The organism is Mesorhizobium sp. B2-3-7, assembly GCF_006442695.1.
Classification (GTDB): domain Bacteria; phylum Pseudomonadota; class Alphaproteobacteria; order Rhizobiales; family Rhizobiaceae; genus Mesorhizobium.
Window position 1 is genome coordinate 218,001 of the sequence record NZ_VFVV01000008.1, and the last position, 20,924, is coordinate 238,924.

19 protein-coding genes and 2 tRNA genes are annotated in these 20,924 nt (G+C 56.9%); 6 read left to right on the forward strand and 15 right to left on the reverse strand.

Going from position 1 to position 20,924, the window contains the following annotated elements:
- Positions 1-29: 29 nt before the first annotated feature.
- Positions 30-389, reverse strand: coding sequence for a hypothetical protein (locus FJ940_RS17760; protein ID WP_140657337.1), 360 nt, complete (start codon positions 387-389; stop codon positions 30-32).
- A gap of 193 nt (positions 390-582) precedes the next feature.
- Between FJ940_RS17760 and FJ940_RS17765 the strand changes: the two genes are divergently transcribed.
- Positions 583-915 (forward strand): hypothetical protein, encoded by a 333-nt coding sequence (locus FJ940_RS17765; protein WP_140496294.1) that lies wholly within the window; start codon positions 583-585, stop codon positions 913-915.
- 689 nt (positions 916-1,604) lie between these two features.
- On the opposite strand, the gene FJ940_RS17775 is transcribed toward FJ940_RS17765, so the two are convergent.
- The 7 genes from FJ940_RS17775 to FJ940_RS17805 all read right to left on the reverse strand — a co-directional run bounded on the left by FJ940_RS17775 (position 1,605) and on the right by FJ940_RS17805 (position 9,973).
- A tRNA-Val gene (locus FJ940_RS17775) sits at positions 1,605-1,679 on the reverse strand.
- 355 nt (positions 1,680-2,034) lie between these two features.
- Positions 2,035-3,081: a hypothetical protein gene (locus FJ940_RS17780; protein ID WP_140657339.1), complete on the reverse strand. Its 1,047-nt coding sequence runs from the start codon at positions 3,079-3,081 to the stop codon at positions 2,035-2,037.
- A gap of 4 nt (positions 3,082-3,085) precedes the next feature.
- Positions 3,086-4,582, reverse strand: a complete 1,497-nt coding sequence (locus FJ940_RS17785; protein ID WP_140657341.1) for a DEAD/DEAH box helicase — start codon at positions 4,580-4,582, stop codon at positions 3,086-3,088.
- Between the two features lie 422 nt (positions 4,583-5,004).
- The gene (locus FJ940_RS17790; RefSeq protein WP_140657343.1) at positions 5,005-6,027 is read right to left on the reverse strand and encodes a ParB N-terminal domain-containing protein; all 1,023 of its coding nucleotides are present in this window, start codon (positions 6,025-6,027) and stop codon (positions 5,005-5,007) included.
- A 108-nt stretch (positions 6,028-6,135) separates the two neighbouring features.
- Positions 6,136-7,179 carry a hypothetical protein gene (locus tag FJ940_RS17795; RefSeq protein WP_246671034.1) on the reverse strand — a complete coding sequence of 348 codons (1,044 nt, stop codon included), beginning with the start codon at positions 7,177-7,179 and terminating at the stop codon, positions 6,136-6,138.
- 449 nt (positions 7,180-7,628) lie between these two features.
- Positions 7,629-9,260 carry a radical SAM protein gene (locus FJ940_RS17800; protein ID WP_140657348.1) on the reverse strand — a complete coding sequence of 544 codons (1,632 nt, stop codon included), beginning with the start codon at positions 9,258-9,260 and terminating at the stop codon, positions 7,629-7,631.
- Between the two features lie 155 nt (positions 9,261-9,415).
- Positions 9,416-9,973 (reverse strand): recombinase family protein, encoded by a 558-nt coding sequence (locus FJ940_RS17805; RefSeq protein ID WP_140657350.1) that lies wholly within the window; start codon positions 9,971-9,973, stop codon positions 9,416-9,418.
- Positions 9,974-10,145: 172 nt separating this feature from the next.
- On the opposite strand from FJ940_RS17805, the gene FJ940_RS17810 reads away from it, so the two are divergent.
- Entirely contained in the window at positions 10,146-10,862 is a 717-nt protein-coding gene (locus FJ940_RS17810) for a hypothetical protein (RefSeq protein WP_140657352.1), read from the forward strand.
- Between the two features lie 102 nt (positions 10,863-10,964).
- On the forward strand, positions 10,965-12,881 hold the full coding sequence (locus tag FJ940_RS17815) for a hypothetical protein (protein ID WP_140657354.1): 1,917 nt from the start codon (positions 10,965-10,967) through the stop codon (positions 12,879-12,881).
- A gap of 193 nt (positions 12,882-13,074) precedes the next feature.
- On the opposite strand, the gene FJ940_RS28815 is transcribed toward FJ940_RS17815, so the two are convergent.
- From FJ940_RS28815 to FJ940_RS17830, 4 genes are all read right to left on the reverse strand, one after another.
- The gene (locus FJ940_RS28815) at positions 13,075-13,683 is read right to left on the reverse strand and encodes a site-specific integrase (RefSeq protein ID WP_246671043.1); all 609 of its coding nucleotides are present in this window, start codon (positions 13,681-13,683) and stop codon (positions 13,075-13,077) included.
- A 15-nt stretch (positions 13,684-13,698) separates the two neighbouring features.
- A complete protein-coding gene (locus tag FJ940_RS28820) occupies positions 13,699-14,079 on the reverse strand; it encodes a hypothetical protein (RefSeq protein WP_246671032.1) in 381 nt (126 codons plus the stop codon).
- Positions 14,080-14,179: 100 nt separating this feature from the next.
- Positions 14,180-14,254: transfer RNA gene (locus tag FJ940_RS17825), tRNA-Val, on the reverse strand.
- A 116-nt stretch (positions 14,255-14,370) separates the two neighbouring features.
- On the reverse strand, positions 14,371-14,733 hold the full coding sequence (locus FJ940_RS17830) for a response regulator (protein WP_006199474.1): 363 nt from the start codon (positions 14,731-14,733) through the stop codon (positions 14,371-14,373).
- A gap of 164 nt (positions 14,734-14,897) precedes the next feature.
- On the opposite strand from FJ940_RS17830, the gene FJ940_RS17835 reads away from it, so the two are divergent.
- Both FJ940_RS17835 and hisN read left to right on the forward strand, forming a co-directional pair.
- On the forward strand, positions 14,898-15,839 hold the full coding sequence (locus FJ940_RS17835) for an N-formylglutamate amidohydrolase (RefSeq protein WP_140556542.1): 942 nt from the start codon (positions 14,898-14,900) through the stop codon (positions 15,837-15,839).
- Between the two features lie 382 nt (positions 15,840-16,221).
- The gene (gene hisN, locus FJ940_RS17840; RefSeq protein WP_140513691.1) at positions 16,222-16,995 is read left to right on the forward strand and encodes a histidinol-phosphatase; all 774 of its coding nucleotides are present in this window, start codon (positions 16,222-16,224) and stop codon (positions 16,993-16,995) included.
- A 24-nt stretch (positions 16,996-17,019) separates the two neighbouring features.
- Here hisN and FJ940_RS17845 read toward each other — a convergent pair whose 3' ends face one another.
- Together FJ940_RS17845 and FJ940_RS17850 are read right to left on the reverse strand one after the other, a co-directional pair.
- Entirely contained in the window at positions 17,020-17,463 is a 444-nt protein-coding gene (locus FJ940_RS17845) for a hypothetical protein (protein WP_140513690.1), read from the reverse strand.
- Between the two features lie 305 nt (positions 17,464-17,768).
- Entirely contained in the window at positions 17,769-18,749 is a 981-nt protein-coding gene (locus FJ940_RS17850) for an alpha/beta hydrolase (protein WP_140566186.1), read from the reverse strand.
- 469 nt (positions 18,750-19,218) lie between these two features.
- Here FJ940_RS17850 and FJ940_RS17855 point away from each other — a divergent pair, with 469 nt between their 5' ends.
- Complete coding sequence (locus FJ940_RS17855) at positions 19,219-19,686, forward strand: Hsp20 family protein (RefSeq protein WP_140496288.1); 468 nt, start codon at positions 19,219-19,221, stop codon at positions 19,684-19,686.
- Positions 19,687-19,759: 73 nt separating this feature from the next.
- Here FJ940_RS17855 and FJ940_RS17860 read toward each other — a convergent pair whose 3' ends face one another.
- Positions 19,760-20,812, reverse strand: coding sequence for a low specificity L-threonine aldolase (locus tag FJ940_RS17860; RefSeq protein ID WP_140513688.1), 1,053 nt, complete (start codon positions 20,810-20,812; stop codon positions 19,760-19,762).
- Positions 20,813-20,924: the final 112 nt, after the last annotated feature.

Consider the following 20,924-nt stretch of genomic DNA (forward strand, 5'->3'; position numbering starts at 1 on the left):
GACACCCGCCGGCCGAAGCCGACGGGCTATCAGCCCAGCAGGTGGTTCCAACTGACGCGAGGCACCTGGAGGCCAAGGTTGCGAGTCGAGACATCAGTGGCAATGCGGTCAGCAACCTTCCGTCGTCGTTTCCATCTGGCCAGGGCCGCGGACTTGGCGCTGGTATCCTGCTGACCGGGAGCTGACTCCTTGGCGCTGCCTGTCTGTTGGCCCGGTGCGCAATCCTTAGCGGAGTTGGTCGACTTGGTCGTGGTCGAGTCCGTGTTCTGATCCGTCGGCATCGTTGTCGTCGTGGAGGAGGAGCCGCTCGACGTCGTATTGGTCGATTGCGCCAGGGCAAGGCCGCCGGAAAGAATCATTACGGCGGAAGCGAGAAGAAGTCGTTTCATCATTCACTCCTGGTGAGTATCCCTTCGGCCGCATAACAAGGGAGTCGGCGAACGCTTCCGTGGAGTATCTGGCGCCGTCGCCGTGGCATCAGCGTGCCGGTTGTGGTGCGTCGATGACGACATACGGCCCGGCCCGGAACAAAGAAAAGCGCCGTTAGTTTCACCCGCAGGGCACTCAAACAGAAGGACGAGCATGATGAAAATGGCTTTGGTAATCGCGCTTGCGGTGTCGTTTTCTGCGGGCTCTGCAATCGCGGCATGTCCGGACAAGTCGGCTGCCAACACGGGCGCCGACACCCAACAGACTGCCGGTATTTCGAAAGATGGTACCCACGCGCCCTTGGAAACTCCGAAGGCCAAGGATAGTGCCGGCAAACCGGCCGCCAAGGATGGCAGCACAATGCCGTTGGCGGGGGCGGAAGGCGGCGGTGACAAGAATCTCGCAACATCGCAGCAGGATATCGAGGCGCAGCAGCATGGCGGCAAGACCGCGGCGGCAAAGGCCGACGACAGCTGCAATGACTGACGACGGAACAGGGCCGGAGCGGTTGTTGGCTCCGGCCTTTTCATCAAGTCTACAGAAGAGCCGGCCGGACGGAGCCAGCGGGGCCTCGACGGACCGCGAGTGTTTGCCTTCGGCAGGTAGAGCTATGCCTTGGACGAGGCGGCCTCAGAGTTCCGCGTCGTTCGATGGCCGAAGGGGAAGAGGGAGCCAAACGAAGAGCACTCCTCCGCGGCCAGGGCTATGATCATTTCATCGATTCTCTCAACCGTTTCTCTGCTCACGTGATCATCGCCATGAAGGCACTGACGCGCGCGCTTCAGGTGTCGTCGTGCGGCCTCGAAATCGCTGCCCATCCGTTCCTCCCGCTTAGAGAGACTCCAGATTTGAACAGTTCACTCCTTTAAGAAAGTCACCCGAAAGAGCGATTCGGTCGGCAATTGGAGGTAGATGCCCAAAACGCAGAAACCCCGCCCCGCGAGCGCAAACGGGGCTATTGAGCCGACGGAGGGCGGAGGGAAGCGTGCCGGCTAACTTCTCACGGCGCTGGTTGTTCCGTTCGGCTTTTTTCTTGACCCCGCCATATCGGGCGTAACACACAAGCTGTCACGGATCGGCCGCATCGGAATACTCAAGGGCACCATTCAGGAGCTCAGTGGGCGTTTTGTGCCGTTCTGTGCCAATCGGCACAAGAGACTAAGTCTTTGAAAGGATGGTGGGCGTGACAGGGATTGAACCTGTGACCCCTGCAATGTCAATGCAGTGCTCTCCCGCTGAGCTACACGCCCATCCGAAGCCGCGCTCCTAAAAGACCTAGTTAATTCAACTGCTTATTGGCTTCTACAGTTATTCGATAGGTTACGCAAGCCGCCCGAAAGGCCCCGTGGAACAGCGTTTTGTGTGACCAGAGTGTGACCACGGTTGCTCACCAAAACGAAAGACGCGCCGAGTTGAACGCTTGGGAACTCATGGCGATGGGGAGAGCCAGCGCGTGACAAAACTCTTGCCGGACTTATGGAACTCGAGCTTGGTTTGCTCGTCCAGAGCTCAACGTTGGCTCGTTGCGCAAAGAGACCCTCGCGTCGCCTTGGGTGCGTTCAGCAGCACGGATCAGAAGAATGACCACTGCCCACACACAACGACCTACTTTGAACGCGAAGCGCCGGACCGTTTAGGGGGGCTCGACGTGGCAGATGGCGGTTCAAGCAGGGACAGCAGCCCCTTCAATCTGCGCTCAATCTTCTCAATTTCGAACTTCATCATTCTTTTTTCGTTGTCGGACGCTGATCGAAATTCGTCATCGAGCTGACCTTCAACGAGCCACTGACGAAAATCGTTCAGCTTTCGATAGTTGTAGTTGCCTGCCCCTCTAAACCTAGCATCCGCGACAGATTTCTCAAATGAAAGGGCGCCGGACATGAATCTTTTGAGGGTGTTCCCTCCCGCTTTTATTATAAGTGGTAATCCATCTCTTACATCGACAGCTCTCTCTATCTCACCAGATTGTATTTTTTCAACGATCACTTTACGAAAATCCGGATAAGCCGACATAGCAGAGTCAAATCTCCGGCCCTTAAGCAATTCGTCATAATAACTCCACCGAGATGGGGTTCGGTCGTCGCAATCAATCATGTATTGATAAACGGAAATCAAATGCCTGATCTTCTTCCTACTCAGTCCAATCTGACCCGTTAGCACTTCTTCCTGAACGCCGTGCTTCTTATGCTGTCGGTAAACGTATCCGGCTTGCTCAAATGGTAACCAGTCCTTTTTTCCTACGATGTGGTATTCGCCGAGAAGCGAGAATATGTCAGCCTCGGAAATATCGTCTGGTAGCTGTCGAATGCGAACGCTCTTCCATTTCACGGCATCTACCTGTGCCAACAGCCTATACGCCGCGAGCCGACTATTGCCCTCTAGCACAGTTACGCCTCGAACGAGCAGAGGTTCGATAAGGCCACCGTTAGCTTTGATCGATGGAACCAAAGTCTCTCGAACGTGTTCCGCCTTAGAAAGAACTTCAAATATCTGCTGTTGAGTAGGCTCTATTGAATCGTCTTGCCATAAGTGGGAATAAATCCGAGGGTTCTCCGAAAAGAACCGTAGTGTCATCTGGTCAACCGATTTGACCTTGACCTCTACATCCTTTCCCATAAGTGTTATTATGTCCGTATGTACCCCGCTAGCCATTAATTTATCCGCCACCATTTACCGGCGCAGAGAGTATACCCTGCAGCATTTGCGTAAAAGAGAAGTCTGCCAGATCAGTATAGGTTTCGCCAGAGATGTCGCCTTGGGTCAATTGAGCCGCTAGTTTCTTTTGCTCGATCAGGGCGTCTATCCATTCGTCGATCGAATCCTGCATTATCAGGTTGTATACGAAACATTTTCTAGTTTGTGAAACTCTATGGATTCTGTCTTGAGCCTGAAGGTAATCATCCAGACTATAGGACCTGTCATAGAAAATCACGTGATTTGCTACAGTCAAAGTCAATCCCTCTTTGGCCGCACCAGTGGTCGCGACGAGTACCTTGTCATCCGCGTTTTCTAGGAACCATTTCACCGAGTTGTTTCGCGCATCCATTGCCATCCTGCCGTTGAGGCAAAGGGCACCGAACGGGGCCAGCTGCTTTTTAAGCCACTCGGCGTTGAAGTTGAAATGAGTGAAAACGATAGCCTTCTCACCGGCTCGCGTTATGTCGGAAATGAGATCATAGAGCGCCAAGAATTTTCCAGGTTCGGCATGATAGGATTCATCGATAGCAGCCGGTTGGGCGGCAATTTGGATGAGCCGGAGAAGGCGCTTAAGGATCGCGTCCTGACTTTCCTCGATTATCTTCCCATCTCTTTGGATTACCGCACGAAGGTCCTCTCGTACTTGGCGGTACATCTCAAATTGGCTGGCCTCCCATCGGCAATCGATACGGACGAATTCCTTTGTTGGAAGTGATATGCGGCCGCCATCCTTTGTTTCTCTAACAGCAATCGCATTCAGGTTCGCATGGACGGCACTCAATTTGTCCCGGTAGTGCCGCTGAGCCACCTCGTCCCCGTGTAGATTTGCAGGAAGGTCGGTTTCACTCCGAAACTGCTTGTAGTCATTCCCCAATGCGGCTCCCTGATCGAGAAAAAATATCTGGGCCCATACGTCGAATGGCCGATTCGCTGCGGGCGTGCCGGTCATGATCACACGCTTCCTGAAGTCTGGTGCTAGGCGGAAAAACGCTTCTGTCAAAGCCGCCTCGGGGTTCTTGATCTTGACCGACTCGTCCAAGAAAACCGCAACGCGGCGAGTGCGCAGCCAAGCCCTAAGCCGTTTCTCTTCCTTTTTCGCAACTTCATAGTGTGCCAACACGAGTCGCACGGGCGTCGTAAAAACATAGTAGTTAGACTTGCCGCTTTCGGTGAGGACAAAGGGCTTGGTATGGGTGTGTATTGAGAACTCACGCAGCCAGTTCGCGATTAGTCCCTTTTTCGTGAATATCAGTACGGTGTCGATTTCTTTTGAACGGAGCCATTTCAGGCCAACGTCAATCGCGATCTTAGTTTTACCTAAGCCTTGCTCGTGGAATATGGCGGAAAATTCGCGTTCAGCGACGAAGTTCACGGCCTCTTCCTGAAAGGGAAACGCTAGGTGTTTCGCGGATAGCAAAGGTTCGATCTTTAAGCGAAAGCTATAGTTCTCAGCCATCCCACGCCTCGCAAGCCACCTGGCTCCCAAACATCCAACCGGTTATGACAAATGGGACCGTGGGTGCCCCCGAGAGTCGCCTGGCCAAATTGCAAAGGCGGTGTGCTGCCCCAGCTAGATGAAATGGAACGGCCATCACGAGTTCGCCTGACTGCTGTAGCGCCAGATGCTGAAAGTAGGCGACTAACTGATGCAGCGTGTGATCGTTGTCGAGATCTTTGGCAGTCTTAGCCTCGCCAATAATGACGTGTTTCGTGACGTTTTCCCGTGCGTACACGTCGGGTCGGACGCGCTCGAGCGAAGGTGGGCATCCGTCTGTATCGAGACGGGAGCCACCGTCCACAAACAACATCCAGGATTGCGATCGACCAAGCCTTATGCGCATTGAAAGGACCTGCACAAGACGCCGATGCACCGCCCCTTCAGACATCCGGTGAACCACCGCCACCAATGGTTTGCACGAGAGACCGCAACTCGTCGAAACATGTTCCTATGGCGAGTGCCGCTGCGTCATCCTTCCTCTCGATCAAGGCTTGAACGTCGGGCCAGTTGAGCTGTCGAACCCTGACCGTAAGGGCAATTGCCAGCTGCTCCAGGGACGCACTCCCAATGACTGCGTGCGTACTCGGTTGATCAAGTACCTTCAGGGCCTCTCTAGCATTGTGAGTTAAGAACTGCCTTTTTGCTTCCGGGTTCGAAAGTATCCGTGGAAGCTGCCTGACGGTCTGGAGTGGGTTTAACCGCGTCTCGTGAACCCATTTTGCGAAATCCGATAAACCGTAACCCGAGCGTGCGAGTGCTGGTTTGATTGCCTGCAGCTCAACAAATGCGCTAAACCTGGTATAATCAGGCGGAGACCCGGACTCTTGGACTAACGGCAGATAAGAGTCCTGCATATCCTTGTAGGCAGAAATATAATCTTCGATCTCCCTGCGCCGTGCAGTTCCACCGCAGTAGTCCAATATTTGATTTATAGATAGCTTTTGATTGATGTACAGATCGTGAAGGTATTTAGCCTTCGCATATGGGCGCCAAGGCCGTGGACCCACGAGGTGGGCCTGCAAACGAATTGCGTGCTCCCCTTCCTCTAAGATCGTAGATTGGATAACAGCCGGAATTTCTTTCCAGTCACCGGGAGCCCCTTCGTCATCTAGCTCACGATATATGGCAACACGTGTGTTCCCCTCGATTACTAAATAGCGATTATTTGGGAGCGGGGTGACGATGATGGGCGATATAAGTGTACGAAATGCGCGGATTGAAGCCTTTAAACTCGAATAAGTCGTTGAGGTCCCCCGCTCTTCGTCCTCGGGGGCTGCATGACCAAGGGCCAGCTTGATCCAGTCCTGGCTTACGTTGTCCGCGAGCGCCTCGGTAGCGTGGGCAATACGCGGATTCCGAATGTCAAGATCAATAGCGTCAACCGGTATGGAGCTGACATGCATAAACGTTCCCCCCGAAAAAAATCGATCCCGACGGGATAACGACTCTCTTTGGGGGGAACGTCAACTCGGAATCAGTCTTGTTCTGTGGGGATCGTTACCAAGACGAACTTAAGCCGTAATGTTTTGGAGGGCCTCCTTAAGCTTCTTAGCTTGGTCTCGGTTTGTGACCAGCTTCGACACTAGGGCTATGACTTCGTCAAACGCCACAATTCGAGTGGGCGTATTGTAGTCGATTGCCCTCAGTTCGCCCTCCAGCTTAGTGATCTCAGACTGCAAGCCTTGTCTCTTCGTCTCATCGCCTACCCCCTTCAGTCTCAGTCTAACACGCGCAAGCGATGCCATCGAAGAGGATGCCAGACCAGCATCGATAGTGGGTTTTCCATCTAGCACCCTGCGTGCCCCCTCTATCGCGTTTTGTATTCCGATAACGGCATTGCGTGAGACAGACGAAGTTCGGCACTTTGTGGATATAGACGCGGCCAGCGGACCCATTTGGGCTAACAAATTGTAATGGTGGTGGTTAAGCTCGAGATTGTCTCTTCGCGCATTCGGTAAAATACGCCGATCAACTATATGTAATTCGCCAATGCTCCACCCGTTAAACCGTGGCTCTTTGTAGCAATCCTGAAATAAATCGAAATCGCCGATCTGGACGTTGCCGATTCGTCCTCTGATTCCTCTAATATTTAGGCTGGAGGGGATGCTCCGGACATACTCGTGGTGACCTATCCAGCCGACCGCCGCCAAGCCACCATCCACATCGCGAAAATCGAGCAGCTCTATCCCCTGCACCCGGAGAGACTTGTCGCTGGCAGGGAGTCCGATCTCATTGCGGTACGGTCGGAAAATCTGCTGATCATCAATGTACAAATCGACGGCCGTAATGTTAGCTCCACAATCAGAAATGTGACGCTCTATCTCGGGCGCGAATGAAAAGGAGGGGTGAAAGGGTACAGGTGCAACTTGGCTCAGATATTCGGCGATCATCTTCTCATTTAGAAGAATATCATAACGATGCCTCGAAACATCCCGCATCGTCACTTCGAAGAAGTGGTCAGAACTGTCGTCGGATTGCTCAATATCAACGGTGACGACAGCCTCAATCAGGGCTTGGAGGTCTTGGCTATTTCGTTCGATCAGGAGTGCGCGCAAAGCCCTGCAATCCCATCGGATTGAGGTAATGTCATTCTCGCCGAACGCCTTGGTTCGAAATTGAAGTTCTCGACAGTATGCTAGGCCCGACAGCCGCCCAATCCCACGGAAACCGCGGGCCTCGCTCCCTCTCTTCGGGGACGCGCCTATCGCTAGCAGAATTGAGGGCGCTTTGCCGACCGGAATACCAGTTCCATTGTCTCGCACGGTGATCGTGCGCTTCGTATGGTCAAGCGCAATCGAGACACGGCCTTGTCCGGGGGCAAGGACGTTCTGTGCTCGAGCGGCGTCTAGCGCGTCCGCTGAATTCTGAACATACTCGCGGAAGATCGTGATTGGCGAGACGTACATTCCAGACGTAATTAACTCGATTACGTCCTTGCCAATTTGGATTAAGGGCGCAGCCACTCGATTCGGCGCAACTCTTTCATTGCTCTTAGCTAACATAATCACGCCAGCACTCGATTTTGTGCCCGAACAGCACGGGGCAAGGGAGCCTCCATGACGCCATCGTCATCGAGACCGGCATCTTCGACAATCTCCTCCTCAGTCAATCGCATGTCGGGACCCTGTGAGCGACCGGAGACGGCCTTCTGAAGTCTCCAGATCTCAGCTTCCTGGCCTTTGGCCAACGGCACATAAAACCGTGCCACAGATCGGAGATCGCGTGGTAACTCGCTCAGGTCACGACTATATTCCGAGGGCGGACGCTCGGAAAGAAATGCTATCAGCTCTGCTTTTTCGGAGGCGGATAACCGGCCTATCGCGAGTTGGTAGTCATCTAACTCGCCCCTTCCGCCAAATCGCTCATACCATTGGCGATTAAAGATCATATGGTGCGGCCTAGATAAAATCTCTTCGAATTCAGAATAGGTTTCCCCAAAGGCTGCTTTGTAGAAACGCGGTTCACCGGAGACCACACCGTGGGTCGCCTGCAAAATGATCTGCATAGAGCGTAGGTAATAACGGGTCCATTTTTCACCTACGTGAGAACGATTGGGAAGGTTCGTAGGTTGGTATCGCATCGGAAAGGAGTATATACGTATACCGAGTTCTTCGTTGAGACGAACGTTTAGATACATCCTCTCAAAGAGGTCTTTCGGATCGTCATGGAAATTATATAGCATGTAGTTGCTGAGATCGTTTAGGCCAAAATCGTTAGAAATTCTTACCGACTTCTCATATGGACCTTTCAAGCCCAAATGATCGAAGGCTATCCTAAGCGGACTCAAGCATATTGATGACAGCTCTCGAAGGAACATAGGGTCCTTTGAAAGAATTCTGGCATCCACGCCTTGGTTGAAGTCGACGCGCCGGATCGCATCTTGTCGCTCTCCCGGACGCCTTAGCTTTGCTCCTGGGGTGAAACCAAGATCACGAATTTCTGCTATTATCTCCTTGAAGCGGGCGGAGGCAACGACGTTGTTGTCCATCAAAATTAGGTCGCGCCGCTCACCATAGAGCTGATTTACCTTGTTAACGAAACTGGGAAGGGACACCGAGTCTCGTTGCGCGCCCTCCAGTTTAGGGACCCCGCAAAACGAGCATTTACGAATGCATCCCCTTGATGCATACGCGAAGTATGCGTCACGGACTGGATATCGGTAGCTGACTTGGTCGAGTATATCGTAATCTGGGACAAGATCCTCGATGGGCTCCCCTTCAAGGTCGTTCGCGTAGAAATCGCCATCGAATTCGTCCAATTGGAGCGATGAGGCGGGGGCCTTGTCGAGAAGCCCCTTAATGAACCGAACCCCCCGCCAGCGAGCATCTGAGGTAAACCGCTCGTGCATCAAGGATGCTGCTATTCCGCCAACGAAAACTCGTTGAGATTGCCCCTGCGCTGCTGAAATAGCGAAGTCGATGGTTTCACTGATTTTCTGGTACTCGAAGGAGAACAGGGTGGTCACGTAAACCCTATCCCAGGCCTGGGACAAGAGGGCCTTGTCGCACCCCTTAGAGAATGTGACTTGATCCTGTTTCCCATGCCGCCCGTGATATTGAGCGATTTTCATAAGCCCCAGCGGTGGGTATTTATTTTTATAGCCCGGTTCCAGGAGAAGTATGCGCTTGTTCGCCATCTCAGCACCTCGCGATTACACCGTTATCTGAAACCATCTGACATGTCGATCCCGATGATTGGCGAGCAGTAGCGCCGTCGTGGGTGTGACATTTTTAGAAAAAATTCGCTTGCCTATTTGCCTTAGGCTGAACATGTGGCTCCCCCCGTGGGGGCCTAATTGTCTGCACTCAACGCTTTTTGCACGGAGGTTTTTGACAGTCCCACCTCGGTCGCTATCTTTCGGATACTTAGACCCTGCGAACGCAGTTCGCCTATGGAAGCCCGTTTGGAGTTATCGATGATTCGCGGGCGTCCACCAATTCGGCCTTCTGTCTTGGCTTTGGCAATCCCCTCCAATTGTCGCTCCTTTCTTATATCGGTCTCGAACTCCGCTATCAGGGCGAGCACGCCTAGCACAAGCTTTCCCGTCCGGGTTGTCGTATCAACAAATTCGTCGTCCAGGACTTTAAATCCTACATTTTTTTCCGTCAGAGCCGACATGATCCGATAGAGGTCCGAGGTACTACGTGCGAGGCGGTCGAGTTTCGTGACGATTAGGGTGTCTCCATCGCGGAGATACTCAAGGCACCGAGCCAGTTCCGGGCGATGACCGTCCTGACCTGACCCCTTTTCGCTGAATATCTTCTCCGCTCCTTTAGCGTTCAGCCTTATAGCCTGCGTCTCATAGCTTTGACCGCGAGTGCTCACTCGTGCGTATCCGACAATAGCCATGCTGTACCTTTATCTCTTAGAGGAATGAGGACACATGGTTATAGGACGCAAAGTGTACGGTCAACCACCAAGTCCGAAAACCTATACCTTTTTGGACGCTGCCTCCCCCGAGCGACCTTGCCGCTTTTCCGATGGTTCGCTATTTCGACCCGGAACATCGGGAGTTGCCTTCATGAGCATTGGGGAGATGAAACGTGTCATCCTCAAAAAGCGCCGACAGCGCGTTCGGCGTTCCACCTATGGGTACGTCGCCGAACTCATGCTGGCAGATACGGCATTCAGCCACCCTTTTCGCAACCGCATGATCATCGACTGGTGGGCGCGAGTTATCGATCCGCTTGAGGCTGAAACATTTGACAGGGGACCTAAGGGACGACTGAAGTATTTTAGGGATAGGCTGAGGGAACACCTCAAGGCACCTTCTATTAACGCAGCCGCGCGACAGGGAGATGTCTCGGCTAGGCAGTTACGTCGGCTAGGCGCCGAGAAGTTGGCTTACGTGCAGCAACAGGTTCGGAGGCTTTCAGACCGCCGACTGAACTATGTGGCGGCAGAGGCTGCTTTTGATGCGAACGACGACCTGTACGTACAGATGACCGTCGGTCTGATTGCTCTCCCGATGTTTCGCCCTGGGCGGGAGGGCGGTCTACTGGACGGGTCAGCTCGGAGGGCTTCCAACGACCCTCGCTTCCTTCCGTTGGTGACGAGAATACGAGAGACGCCGGATATTATTTTGCCCGGGTATGCAGAGCGGGACATTGCAAGGCGGATTGAACAATTATCAAACCCCTATGATCCGGTATGGCTGTTCGAGCGCACCTACGTTTCGGAAAGGAAGCGTGAGGGCCTCATACGGAAGCTAGAGGAAGAATATCTCAGCAAAATCTGATACTTAGATCGGTAACGCTATTAGGTACAGCTAAGCTCTGTCTTGGCGTCCTATGCCGCCATCAAGCGGCCTCAAGCACTTAATCAAATCTGAGGAATACCAATGGCTGCACACAACATCGTGGCACCGATCGACTTTGCACGTCGCATGAGAACTCACTGGGAGGACGTCCTAGGCAACACTTTCAGCAACGCCCTTGAACAGCTGTGGCAGGTAACGGCGAGAACCTTTAACAATGCGATCGTCGCCAGCGACCACCGATGGAGGGTGCTTGAACCGGCAACGGGCACCGGCAAGACCCAAGGGCTCATCGTATACAGCGCCATGATGGCGGAATTGAACGCGGTCAGCTGTCTGGTCAATCGGTCAGGGATTTTGGTCGTGGTCCGAACGATTGAACAGGCCGACGAGATCGTGGCGTCTATCAACGAGATGTTCGGCGGTCCCGTTGCGATTGCGCGGCACTCCGAAAACAAGGTCAGCGTGGGGAAGTGCAGCGAAAAGGATGTGCTGGTGATCACACATTCTGCATACCAAAGGGCTGTCGAGGCGATCTATCGCAATCAGCAGGGTAAGTGGGATGAGTTTGTAATTTGGGAGGGGGGCCGACGTTGCCTCACGATCATCGACGAGGCAATTGCGAACATTGTCGAACACTATCAGGTCAAGGCACAGGATATCAGCAACGTCGTTGCGATGATCGACCAGCCCATGAGGGTCAGACACCACGTGGCTGTCCAAGCGATCGAGTCGTTGAAGCGTACTCTGGAATTCCTGGAGTTCGACCGCACAGACGAGAAACAGGGTTTGCTCTGGCGTGATGTGATGGGGAGTCAGATCGACTGGTCAGGCAGTCATTCCTTGCTGGGCCTCGCCGAGGAGGTGTCTCGGCTCCCGCTCGACATGATGATGCTGCGCAAGGATAGCCCGCTGGATCGTCATCGCCTTGCCGAGCAAGCCTGCAACACGCTGCGATCTTGCGAGAACATCCTTGGCAAGTGGGCCTATTATCACCGGTCGGGCGATTGGGACACAATCAACAATTCGGAGTTGTTGATCCCGGTTGATTTGCCCGGTCCTGTCGTCCTTGATGCCACCGCCTCGAACAACATGCTCTGGGAATTGCTTGGAGACCGGGTCGATCGCCCGCTTATCCCGTCAAAGGCACGGAGCTATCGCAACGTGAGGCTGCATGTTGCCTACGCCAACGGCCTTGGGAAGAGCAGTATGGCAGAGAAGGGCGGCAATAGGGTCGCCCGGGTCGTCAAGGAACTGGAGAAATCGTGCAAGGAGAAATCCGTGCTCATTTGCCTCCACAAGCTGGTCGAATCGAAGGCGCTCGCATTGGACGCCAATTTCTTGCGATACGAGGTAGCCCACTTCGGTGCGATCGACGGTAAGAATGACTGGCAGGACTTCGACACTGCGATCATCTTGGGGCTTCCTTATCGGGGAGACCTTTGGGCAGTCGGCACGTTTATCGCTTTGCAAGGGTTGCCCGAGGACGAGTGGTTCGCATCACCTTCGTGGCAGGGATACGACGATGTCCGCAAAGTCATGGAGCAAAAACAGATAACGGTCTCGGTGGTGCAGGCGATCAATCGCATCCGCTGCCGCAAGGTCATCAACTCCGACGGTGACTGTCCCTCAGCCGACATCTACATCATCCTGCCCGACAACCGTCAGGGGGCATCGATACTGAAGGACATTACGACCGAAATGCCGGGCATCAACGTCTTGCCCTGGGATTTCGTACTCGACGGGGATGTGGTCAAAGTCCGCCTGGCAGATGGCTATGACCCGCTCATTTCCTTCATGGCGTCCCGCCCCTCAGGGGAGACCTCAGTAAGGATGATCAAGTCGGAACTCGGCTGGTGTTCATCCAAGATGAAGGACCTCGGTCGGCTGTTGCGTGATAACGGTCATCGCATAACAGCAACACTCGCCGAGATGGGTGTCACCTTTCATCACAACGGCAAGATCGGCAGGGGCGCGAACGGTTGGTTGCTGAAAGCCTAATGGTGGGTGGCTCCTATACTGGAAGATAGCGTCCACCAAAACCGAACTCGGGGTCCCCAGCGGTCTCGGGGGACACGCCTTCATACGGGAGTATTCCCCGAGGGTCATTTTGCGGGAAGACAGAAGGTTTCGTTGCCTTTGTGTCTTCCCACATTTTTCGCTGATCAGGATCACGACGACAGGGGACGATTTGTCATCCTACGCTGGAGGCGGCGGTCAGCTTAGCCCTAATGGATGCATGGCTGGCATGGGCGTACCTAAACAGCATCCGCATGTCCCGATGTCCACTGATTGAGGCCACCTCGGGGGCCGTAAGACCAAGCTCGAATAGTCGAGATATGGCCTCGTGCCGGAGGTCGTGGAAGTTCAGATCATTGATCTCTGCTCTTTGGGTGAGCCTATCCCAGCATAGCCGAAGAGCAAGCGCCGATAGGGGAAACACCCTAGAACCGGTCTCCTTGCCCTTTGGGACTGTCCTAAGGACCGCGAGGGCACCCGCTGTTAGCGGAATGGTTCGTGAGTAGCCGTTCTTCGTCTCCAGAATGATTGCCGTTCCCCGCGCTTCGTCGATATCGCACCATCGCAGGTTCAGAATTTCGCCGCGCCTCATCGCGGTCTCGATGGCAAAGTGGATCACCGGGAGGATTAGGGGGTTTCTCGTCTTCCCTCCAGCCGCGCCCAACCTGTCCAACTCGCCTTCGCGGAGCCGTCGCTCCCGCCTGTTGTCATTCGTCTTGAGCGAAAGGTCTACCAAGGGGTTCTTGAGGGGGAGTTTCCATTCGGTTCGTGCAAGCTCGAACATGTTGTTCACTGGCGCCTACTGCCTTTTCAGCGATGTGGCAGCTATGGTCTTGAGCCTCTCATCACGATAGGAGGCAAAGTCCGACGTGTTCAGATCGGCCAGGTCCTTGCGACAGACGGGATGTCGCAGGAAGGCATTGAGGACGATCGTTTCGATATCCGCGCCCTTCTTGAAGGCTACGACCTCGGTGCTGTAACGCCGAACAAGATCCCCTAAGGTGATCCCTTTGAGTTCCTTACGGCTCGGCGCGAGTTCTTGGCGATCAGCTTGCGTCTCAATGTGTCTCGCCCATTCCTTGGCGTCCGCCAGTTTGTGGAACGAGCGTGAGATGGGTGGGAAACCCTTCCTGCGAACCTGAACTTGATATTTGTCCCGGTGTTTTCGGATTGTAGCCATGACAGACCCTTTGCTGTGACCAGAGTGTGACCAGCAGCGAATTCAAGGGTCTTAGGGAACGCTTGGCGTCTGATTTGCTTAGAGAAACCAGAGGCTTGGATGGTGGGCGTGACAGGGATTGAACCTGTGACCCCTGCAATGTCAATGCAGTGCTCTCCCGCTGAGCTACACGCCCATCCGAAGCCGCGCATACACCATTTTTGATCCGGCGCGTCAATAGCAGGAAAGGGGAAAGAAGGCTCCGTTTTGCCGCACCGGCCGATAGTCGCCGATGCCTTGGGCAAAAACGGCTCAGGCCGCCTGCAGCATCTTCTCGACCTCGTTGACGAGGTCGCGCAGATGGAACGGCTTCGACAGCACCTTGGCGTCTTTCGGCGCCTTGGAATCCGGGTTCAGCGCAACGGCGGCGAAACCGGTGATGAACATGACCTTGAGGTCGGGATCGATCTCGGTGGCGCGGCGGGCCAGCTCGATGCCGTCCATCTCCGGCATGACGATATCGGTCAAAAGCAGCGAGAACGGTTCCTCGCGCAGCCGCTCATAGGCACTGGCGCCGTTGTCGAAGTCGCTGACCTGGTAACCGGCGCGCTCCAGCGCCTTGACGAGGAAGCGACGCATATCGTCGTCGTCTTCCGCCAGAAGAATGCGTGCCATGATATCCCGTCCGAATCACCCGCCCGAACTCTGCCGAAAAGCAGGGCCGTTAACCATCCTGTATATGAGGAGGCGAGGGTAAACATCAAGTGAACGAGGCGCAGCATAATCCGCATTCGGAAAGGCGGTGCCGGCGCTGAAATGCTGGACATGCGGCCCTCAAGGTGGCACTTTCATCCTATGATGCATTGGTGTTTTCGGGTTCGTTCAAATTGAAGACGGCAGCCGAGGATTTTTCGGTCGTTCCCCCCTTCGAAATCCGGTCGGGCGCCGAGCAGCGCGTCCCCTTCCTCTTCAACTCACCCCACAGCGGGCGACATTATCCGGAGCGCTTCCTCGCCATGGCGAGGCTGGACCGCAACGCCATTCGCCGGTCCGAGGACTGCTATGTCGACGAGCTGTTCGGCGGCGCGGTGGCGCTTGGCGCGCCGATGCTCGCGGCAAATTTCCCGCGTGCCTATCTCGACGTCAACCGCGAGCCGTGGGAACTCGATCCGCGCATGTTCGCCGAGCCGGTGCCGTCCTTCTGCAACATCCGTTCCGCGCGCGTGGCCGGCGGGCTCGGCACCGTTCCGAAGCTGGTCGGTGAAGGCCTCGACATCTACTCCGGCCGCCTTCCGCTGGCCGAAGCGGTCGCCCGCATCGAGGCGGTCTACAAACCCTATCATGAGACGCTGAAACGGCTGTTGACGCGAACCCACGCGCGTTTCGGCTTTGCCGTGCTGATCGACTGTCACTCGATGCCGGCGAGCATCCGCGTCGGCGACAACGGCCTGCGGCCCGATTTCATCATCGGTGACCGCTTCGGCATCTCGGCCACCGCGGCATTGACCGAGACCGCAATCGGCCTGCTCAACGCCATGGGCTATACCGTCGCCCACAACAAGCCCTATGCCGGCGGCTTCATCACCGAACACTACGGTCGCCCGGCGCGCCATCTCCATGCGCTGCAGATCGAGGTCAATCGCGGGCTCTATATGAATGAGCGGACATTCGAGAAAGCGGCGGGCTTCGATGCGCTGGCCGACGACCTGGCGCGATTTTCGGCCGACCTGATGGCCATGCCCGACCACCATTTCATGGATCTGCCGCTGGCCGCGGAGTGAACAGAGCCCGGTTTCATTGATGGCGCCATCCACAACCGCCGCATAGTTCTGGGCGACATGGATCGGGATTGGCGGGGATTGGAACTGGCGGCGAAAAAAAGACCGCATCGTTCGCACGATACGGTCGAAGTCTAGGGAGGAAACGCCCAAGGAGGGCATGGACAGGAAACCCTGTCCGAGATCAAGGGTATGGTGCGCTGCACAAATGTCAAGCGACCTACCGGCTTTTTTAATTCAGAGTGATGTGGAAATTGCGCTTCGGTGGCGCCGGCGTGTTATTCTGGCAACAGTCGGCGCGGCGAAAAATCCTGGAACACCCTTGTCTTGGCGCGGAACTGGCGGCACACGTGGGCTCGGCCATGCTGCAATGCGGGAGAATCAGTTGGACATCAGCATCGATTTCATGCGCCGCATCGCGCAGGCGGCGGCAGCGGAAACCTTGCCGCGCTTCCGCAGCCAGGGCGCGGTCGCCAACAAGGAAAAGGGCAGCTTCGATCCAGTCACCGAAGCCGATCGCGAAGCCGAGCGTGCCATCCGGGCGCTGATATCGGCGCAATATCCGGACCATGGCATTCTCGGCGAGGAACACGGAAGCGAGAATATTTCCAGCAGGCATGTCTGGGTGATCGATCCGATCGACGGCACGCGCGCTTTCATCTCCGGCCTGCCGGTGTGGGGGACGCTGGTCGGATTGACGGTGGAGGGCGATGCCGTTGCCGGATTGATGTCGCAGCCCTTCACCGGCGAGCTCTTCTACGCTAACGCTTCCGGTTCTCATTATGAGGGGCCGGGCGGGCCGCGAAAACTGGTCACGCGCAAGACGACGAGCCTTGCTGAAGCAACGCTGTTCACCACGACGCCGGCGCTGTTCAAGGGCGAGGCGCGCCTGCGCTACGACCAGTTCGAGAGGCAGGTGCAACTCGCTCGCTATGGCACCGACTGCTACGCCTTCGCCATGGTCGCCGCGGGAAGCGTCGACATCGTCGCCGATCCCGGACTGAAGCCCTATGACATCGTGGCGTTGATCCCCATCATCGAGAAGGCGGGCGGCGTGGTCACCACCTTCGACGGCGGGCCGGCCGAGAATGGCGGCGATATATTGGCGGCGGCGACGCCCGAGCTCCATGCAGCGGCGATGGCGGCCCTGCGCGGCTGAGCATCCGTTTCGCCGCGATGCGCTTTAGGCGTCTGAGAGACGCAGGCCCCATAGAATGAGCGCGAAAGCGATGAGGCCGGTCGGCGCGGACGAATAGGCGATGCCTTTGATCGCGTATTCCTGAAAGGCGCTTCCATGCGCGGCTCCGGCCGCCAGCGGCATCGTCTCGTTGCCGGCTCCCCAGAGGCTGGCCATCACATAGGCTGCCAGGATGGCCAAGGCTGAATAGATCAGGAACCAGAACGCAATCCGCGACATCGCGACGCCAAGATTGAGCCTGGACCAGACGAGACCCAAAACCAGCAGCAGGACGCCCTGCAAGGCGCTGAGCGTGTGAACCGACAATCCGAGCCGCGGTGCGGCGAGGTATGGGATGGCGAACCCTTCGAATGACGAAAACAGCAGGAGGGCGATGCCGAGCTGCAGCAGGCGATGGCCCTGGCGTGGCAGCGTGCCCGATGCGTTCATGACCGCTCCTCCCGATCCCGTCGACTGACCTCTGCGGACGGTAACTAGCGCCCGGCGCCGGAACGGGAACCAGGCGTCGAGCTGTCTCCGGCCGAACGGCCGAATTGAGAAGCATGCATAGCCGTTAAACCTGCCGAGGCGTCGGCGCGATCATCGTCCGACATTGATCCGTGCAAGACGGCGTGCTGGGAATGGGCGTTGTCGGCGGATAGCGGGGCGACCTGGGGGGCCAACCGGATTATGGAATTTCGCCAACCAGGCATGAGCCGGCGCCGGACCGGCTCCGGTCTCGGCAATACGCGCCATCAGGCCGTCGGGTCGTCGCTGCCGGGAATGAAAGCGTCGAAGGCGGCGAGGAATTGCTCGCGGTAGATGTCGGCCTCCTGCAGGATCTCGTGACGCGCGCCGTCGATCATGAGCAGCGAGCCGAGGCGCAGACGCCTGGCATAGGCTTCCACGGCCTTGGTCGAGACGACCTGATCGGCACCGGCGGCGATGACCAGCAGGGGGACCCGGATGCGGGCCATGAATTCGGGATCGCTTACCGCTTCCGCGGCTTCGGCAGCCGCTCTCAGCCAGCGGATCGTCGGGCCGCCAAGCGCCAGTTGCGGGTGATCCTCGTAGATCTTGGTGTTGCGGCGGTAGCGTTCCGGATCCGTCGTTACCTTGTTGGTGTCGAAGGGAGCGGTAACCTTCGGCCGCGGCCCCCAGGCGGCGTAAAGCCGGCCAAGGCCCAGGGCACAAAACAGCGAACAGACGCGGCGGACCGTCCGGATCGAGACGGGCAGGTCGGGCAAGGTGAAGAACGGCGCGATCAGCACCATGCGCCGCACGCGGTTGACCATGGAGGGCGAAGCAAGCAGCGTGATCACGGCGCCGGCCGAATGGGCAAGGATGTAGTACGGCCCGCGGCAGTCCGGCAGCACGATCTCCTCGAAGAACTGTTCAAGGTCGGCCGTGTGGTCGCGGAAGGACCTGATATAGCCGCGCTGGCGATCGCGGATCAGCCGGTCGGAGTCGCCTTGGCCGCGCCAGTCAAGCGTGGCGACGCCAAAACCGCGCGCCGCAAGATCGCGAATGGTTTCGAAATATTTCTCGATGCACTCGTTGCGGCCGGACAGCAGCACCACGGTGCCCTTCATCGGGCGGGCGACCGCGGCGAACAGGCCATAGCGTATCTTCTTGCCGTCGCGTGCGGTGAAAAAGCCGCCGGTGGCGTTTTCCGGTCGCGGGTTGCCCTCAGTTTCATGAAAAAGGGGAGTTTCGTGAAAAGGGAGATCCGTCATTCGGCGCTTCGTGCTCGGCGTCTCGCATGCCTGCCTGTCGTGGCCGGCCTCGCCAAGGTTGATAGCCGTCCATGGGCCAAAAGCAAAGGAATTCCGGGAGCGTCGGATCGGCAACAGGGAAGGCCGGAAGCCGCTATGAGCGCGCTTCCGGCCCCTGTCGATCCGGGAGGAAGGGACGTTGCACCCGGTTCGGCCTCGTCGCGGCGCCCGGTCCATGCAAATCCGGCGCCGCTTGTCCTTGATGTCGAGAGCAGTCTAGCGGCGGCTGTCTGAACGCGCGCAAAAGCGCCGGTTCATCTGCCGTTCATCCTCGATTTTTGCCGGGAGGCAAAATCTTGAAATGGCTTTGCCCGCTCCCCAAATGTGGATTGCGGCCGCCAATGTCGGGGCCGCTGGTCAAACCGGAACGCCGCTCACGGGTTTCGCACCGGCCAAACGCAAACCTTGTTGCTCAACAGGAGAACACACCATGCGTCACGTTGATTTTTCCCCGCTCTATCGCTCGACCGTCGGCTTCGACCGTCTCTTCACCATGCTTGATTCCCTTGCGCAGCCCGATGGCGCGCAGACCTATCCGCCCTACAATATCGAGCGCACCGGTGAGGATGCCTACCGCATCTCGATGGCTGTCGCCGGCTTCTCGGACGAGGAGATCTCGATCGAGGCCCACCGCAATGTGCTGACCGTGAAAGGCGAGCGCAAGGATGAGGGCACCGGCGAGGGTTCCGAACTGCTCTATCGCGGCATTGCCTCCAGGGCCTTCGAGCGCCGCTTCCAGCTTGCCGACCACGTCGAGGTCGTGGGCGCCACGCTGAAGAACGGCCTGCTCTTTGTCGACCTGAAGCGCAACATCCCCGAGGAACTGAAGCCGCGCAAGATCGCGATCACTTCGGCTCCGGCCAAGGCCAAGCAGATCGAGGCCAAGACCGCTGCGTAATCCCTAAGTCTCCTCCCGAGACGGAAGCGGCGCCGAAAGGCGCCGCTTCTTTTTTATTTGCCGGGAACAGCAATTACCCGGCGATCAACTGGCCAAAGCGGTCGACTTCCTCTGACGTCGTCGCAAAACTGGTGACGAAGCGATAAAGCAATTCGTCCTCGCCGATATGGCCTTCGAAGCCATGCGGCTTGTGCCAGTCGTAGAAAACAGCACCCGCCGCCTGCAGCCTGTCGGCTTCAGCCTTTTTCATCACCGCGAAAACCTCGTTCGCTTGCGGCAGCCAAGCCAGTTTCGCCGTCTGGGAATCCTCGATCGCCGCGGCAAGGCGGGCAGCCATGGCATTGGCGTGCCTGGCGGTGTCGAGCCACAGGCCGTCGCGGAAATAAGCCTCGAACTGTGCCGCGATAAAGCGCGATTTGGAAAACAGCTGGGCGGCGCGCTTGCGCAGGAAGGCCAATTCCCGGGCACGCTCGAGATCGAACAGCACGATCGCCTCGGCGCACCAGCAGCCGTTCTTGGTGCCGCCGAAAGACAGTATGTCGACGCCACTTTTCCAGGTCATTTCGGCGGGCGTCGTGTCGAGCGCGACCAGTGCATTGGCAAAGCGGGCGCCGTCCATATGCAATGGCACGGAATGTTGCCGCGCGATGGCCGAGATCGCGGCGATGTCATGCAGGCCGTAGACCGTGCCGACCTCCGTCGACTGGGTGATCGAGACCGCCATCGGCCGGCCCCAATGGACCACCTCGCCGGCGAAACGGCCGATCGCCGTTTCCAGATTGTGCGGATCGATCCGGCCCAGCGCGCCATCGACGGCATGCAGCCGCGAGCCGCCGGAGAAATATTCCGGTGCGCCGCACTCATCTTCGATGACATGCGATTCGCGATGAGCGAAGGAAATGCCGCCGGGCTTGTTGTAGGCGGTCAGCGCCAGCGAATTGGCGGCGGTGCCGGTGGCCACGAAGAACACCGCAACCTCGCGTTCGAAGATTTCGCTGAAGCGCTGGCAGACGGCCTGGTCGAGCGCGCCATCGCCATAGGCAGTGGAAAAGCCGCCGGCGTGGGCCGAGAGACCGGAGGCGATGTTGGGGTGGGCGCCTGCCCAATTGTCGGAAGCGAAGAACATGCATCTGCCTGTGCTGGGAAAATCGCTGCAACCTTGACCGGTTTCATGGCTGGCTCGCAAGGGCCAGACGCCAGAAAACGGGTAAAGCCAGCGAACTGCCGAAAACCGGCAG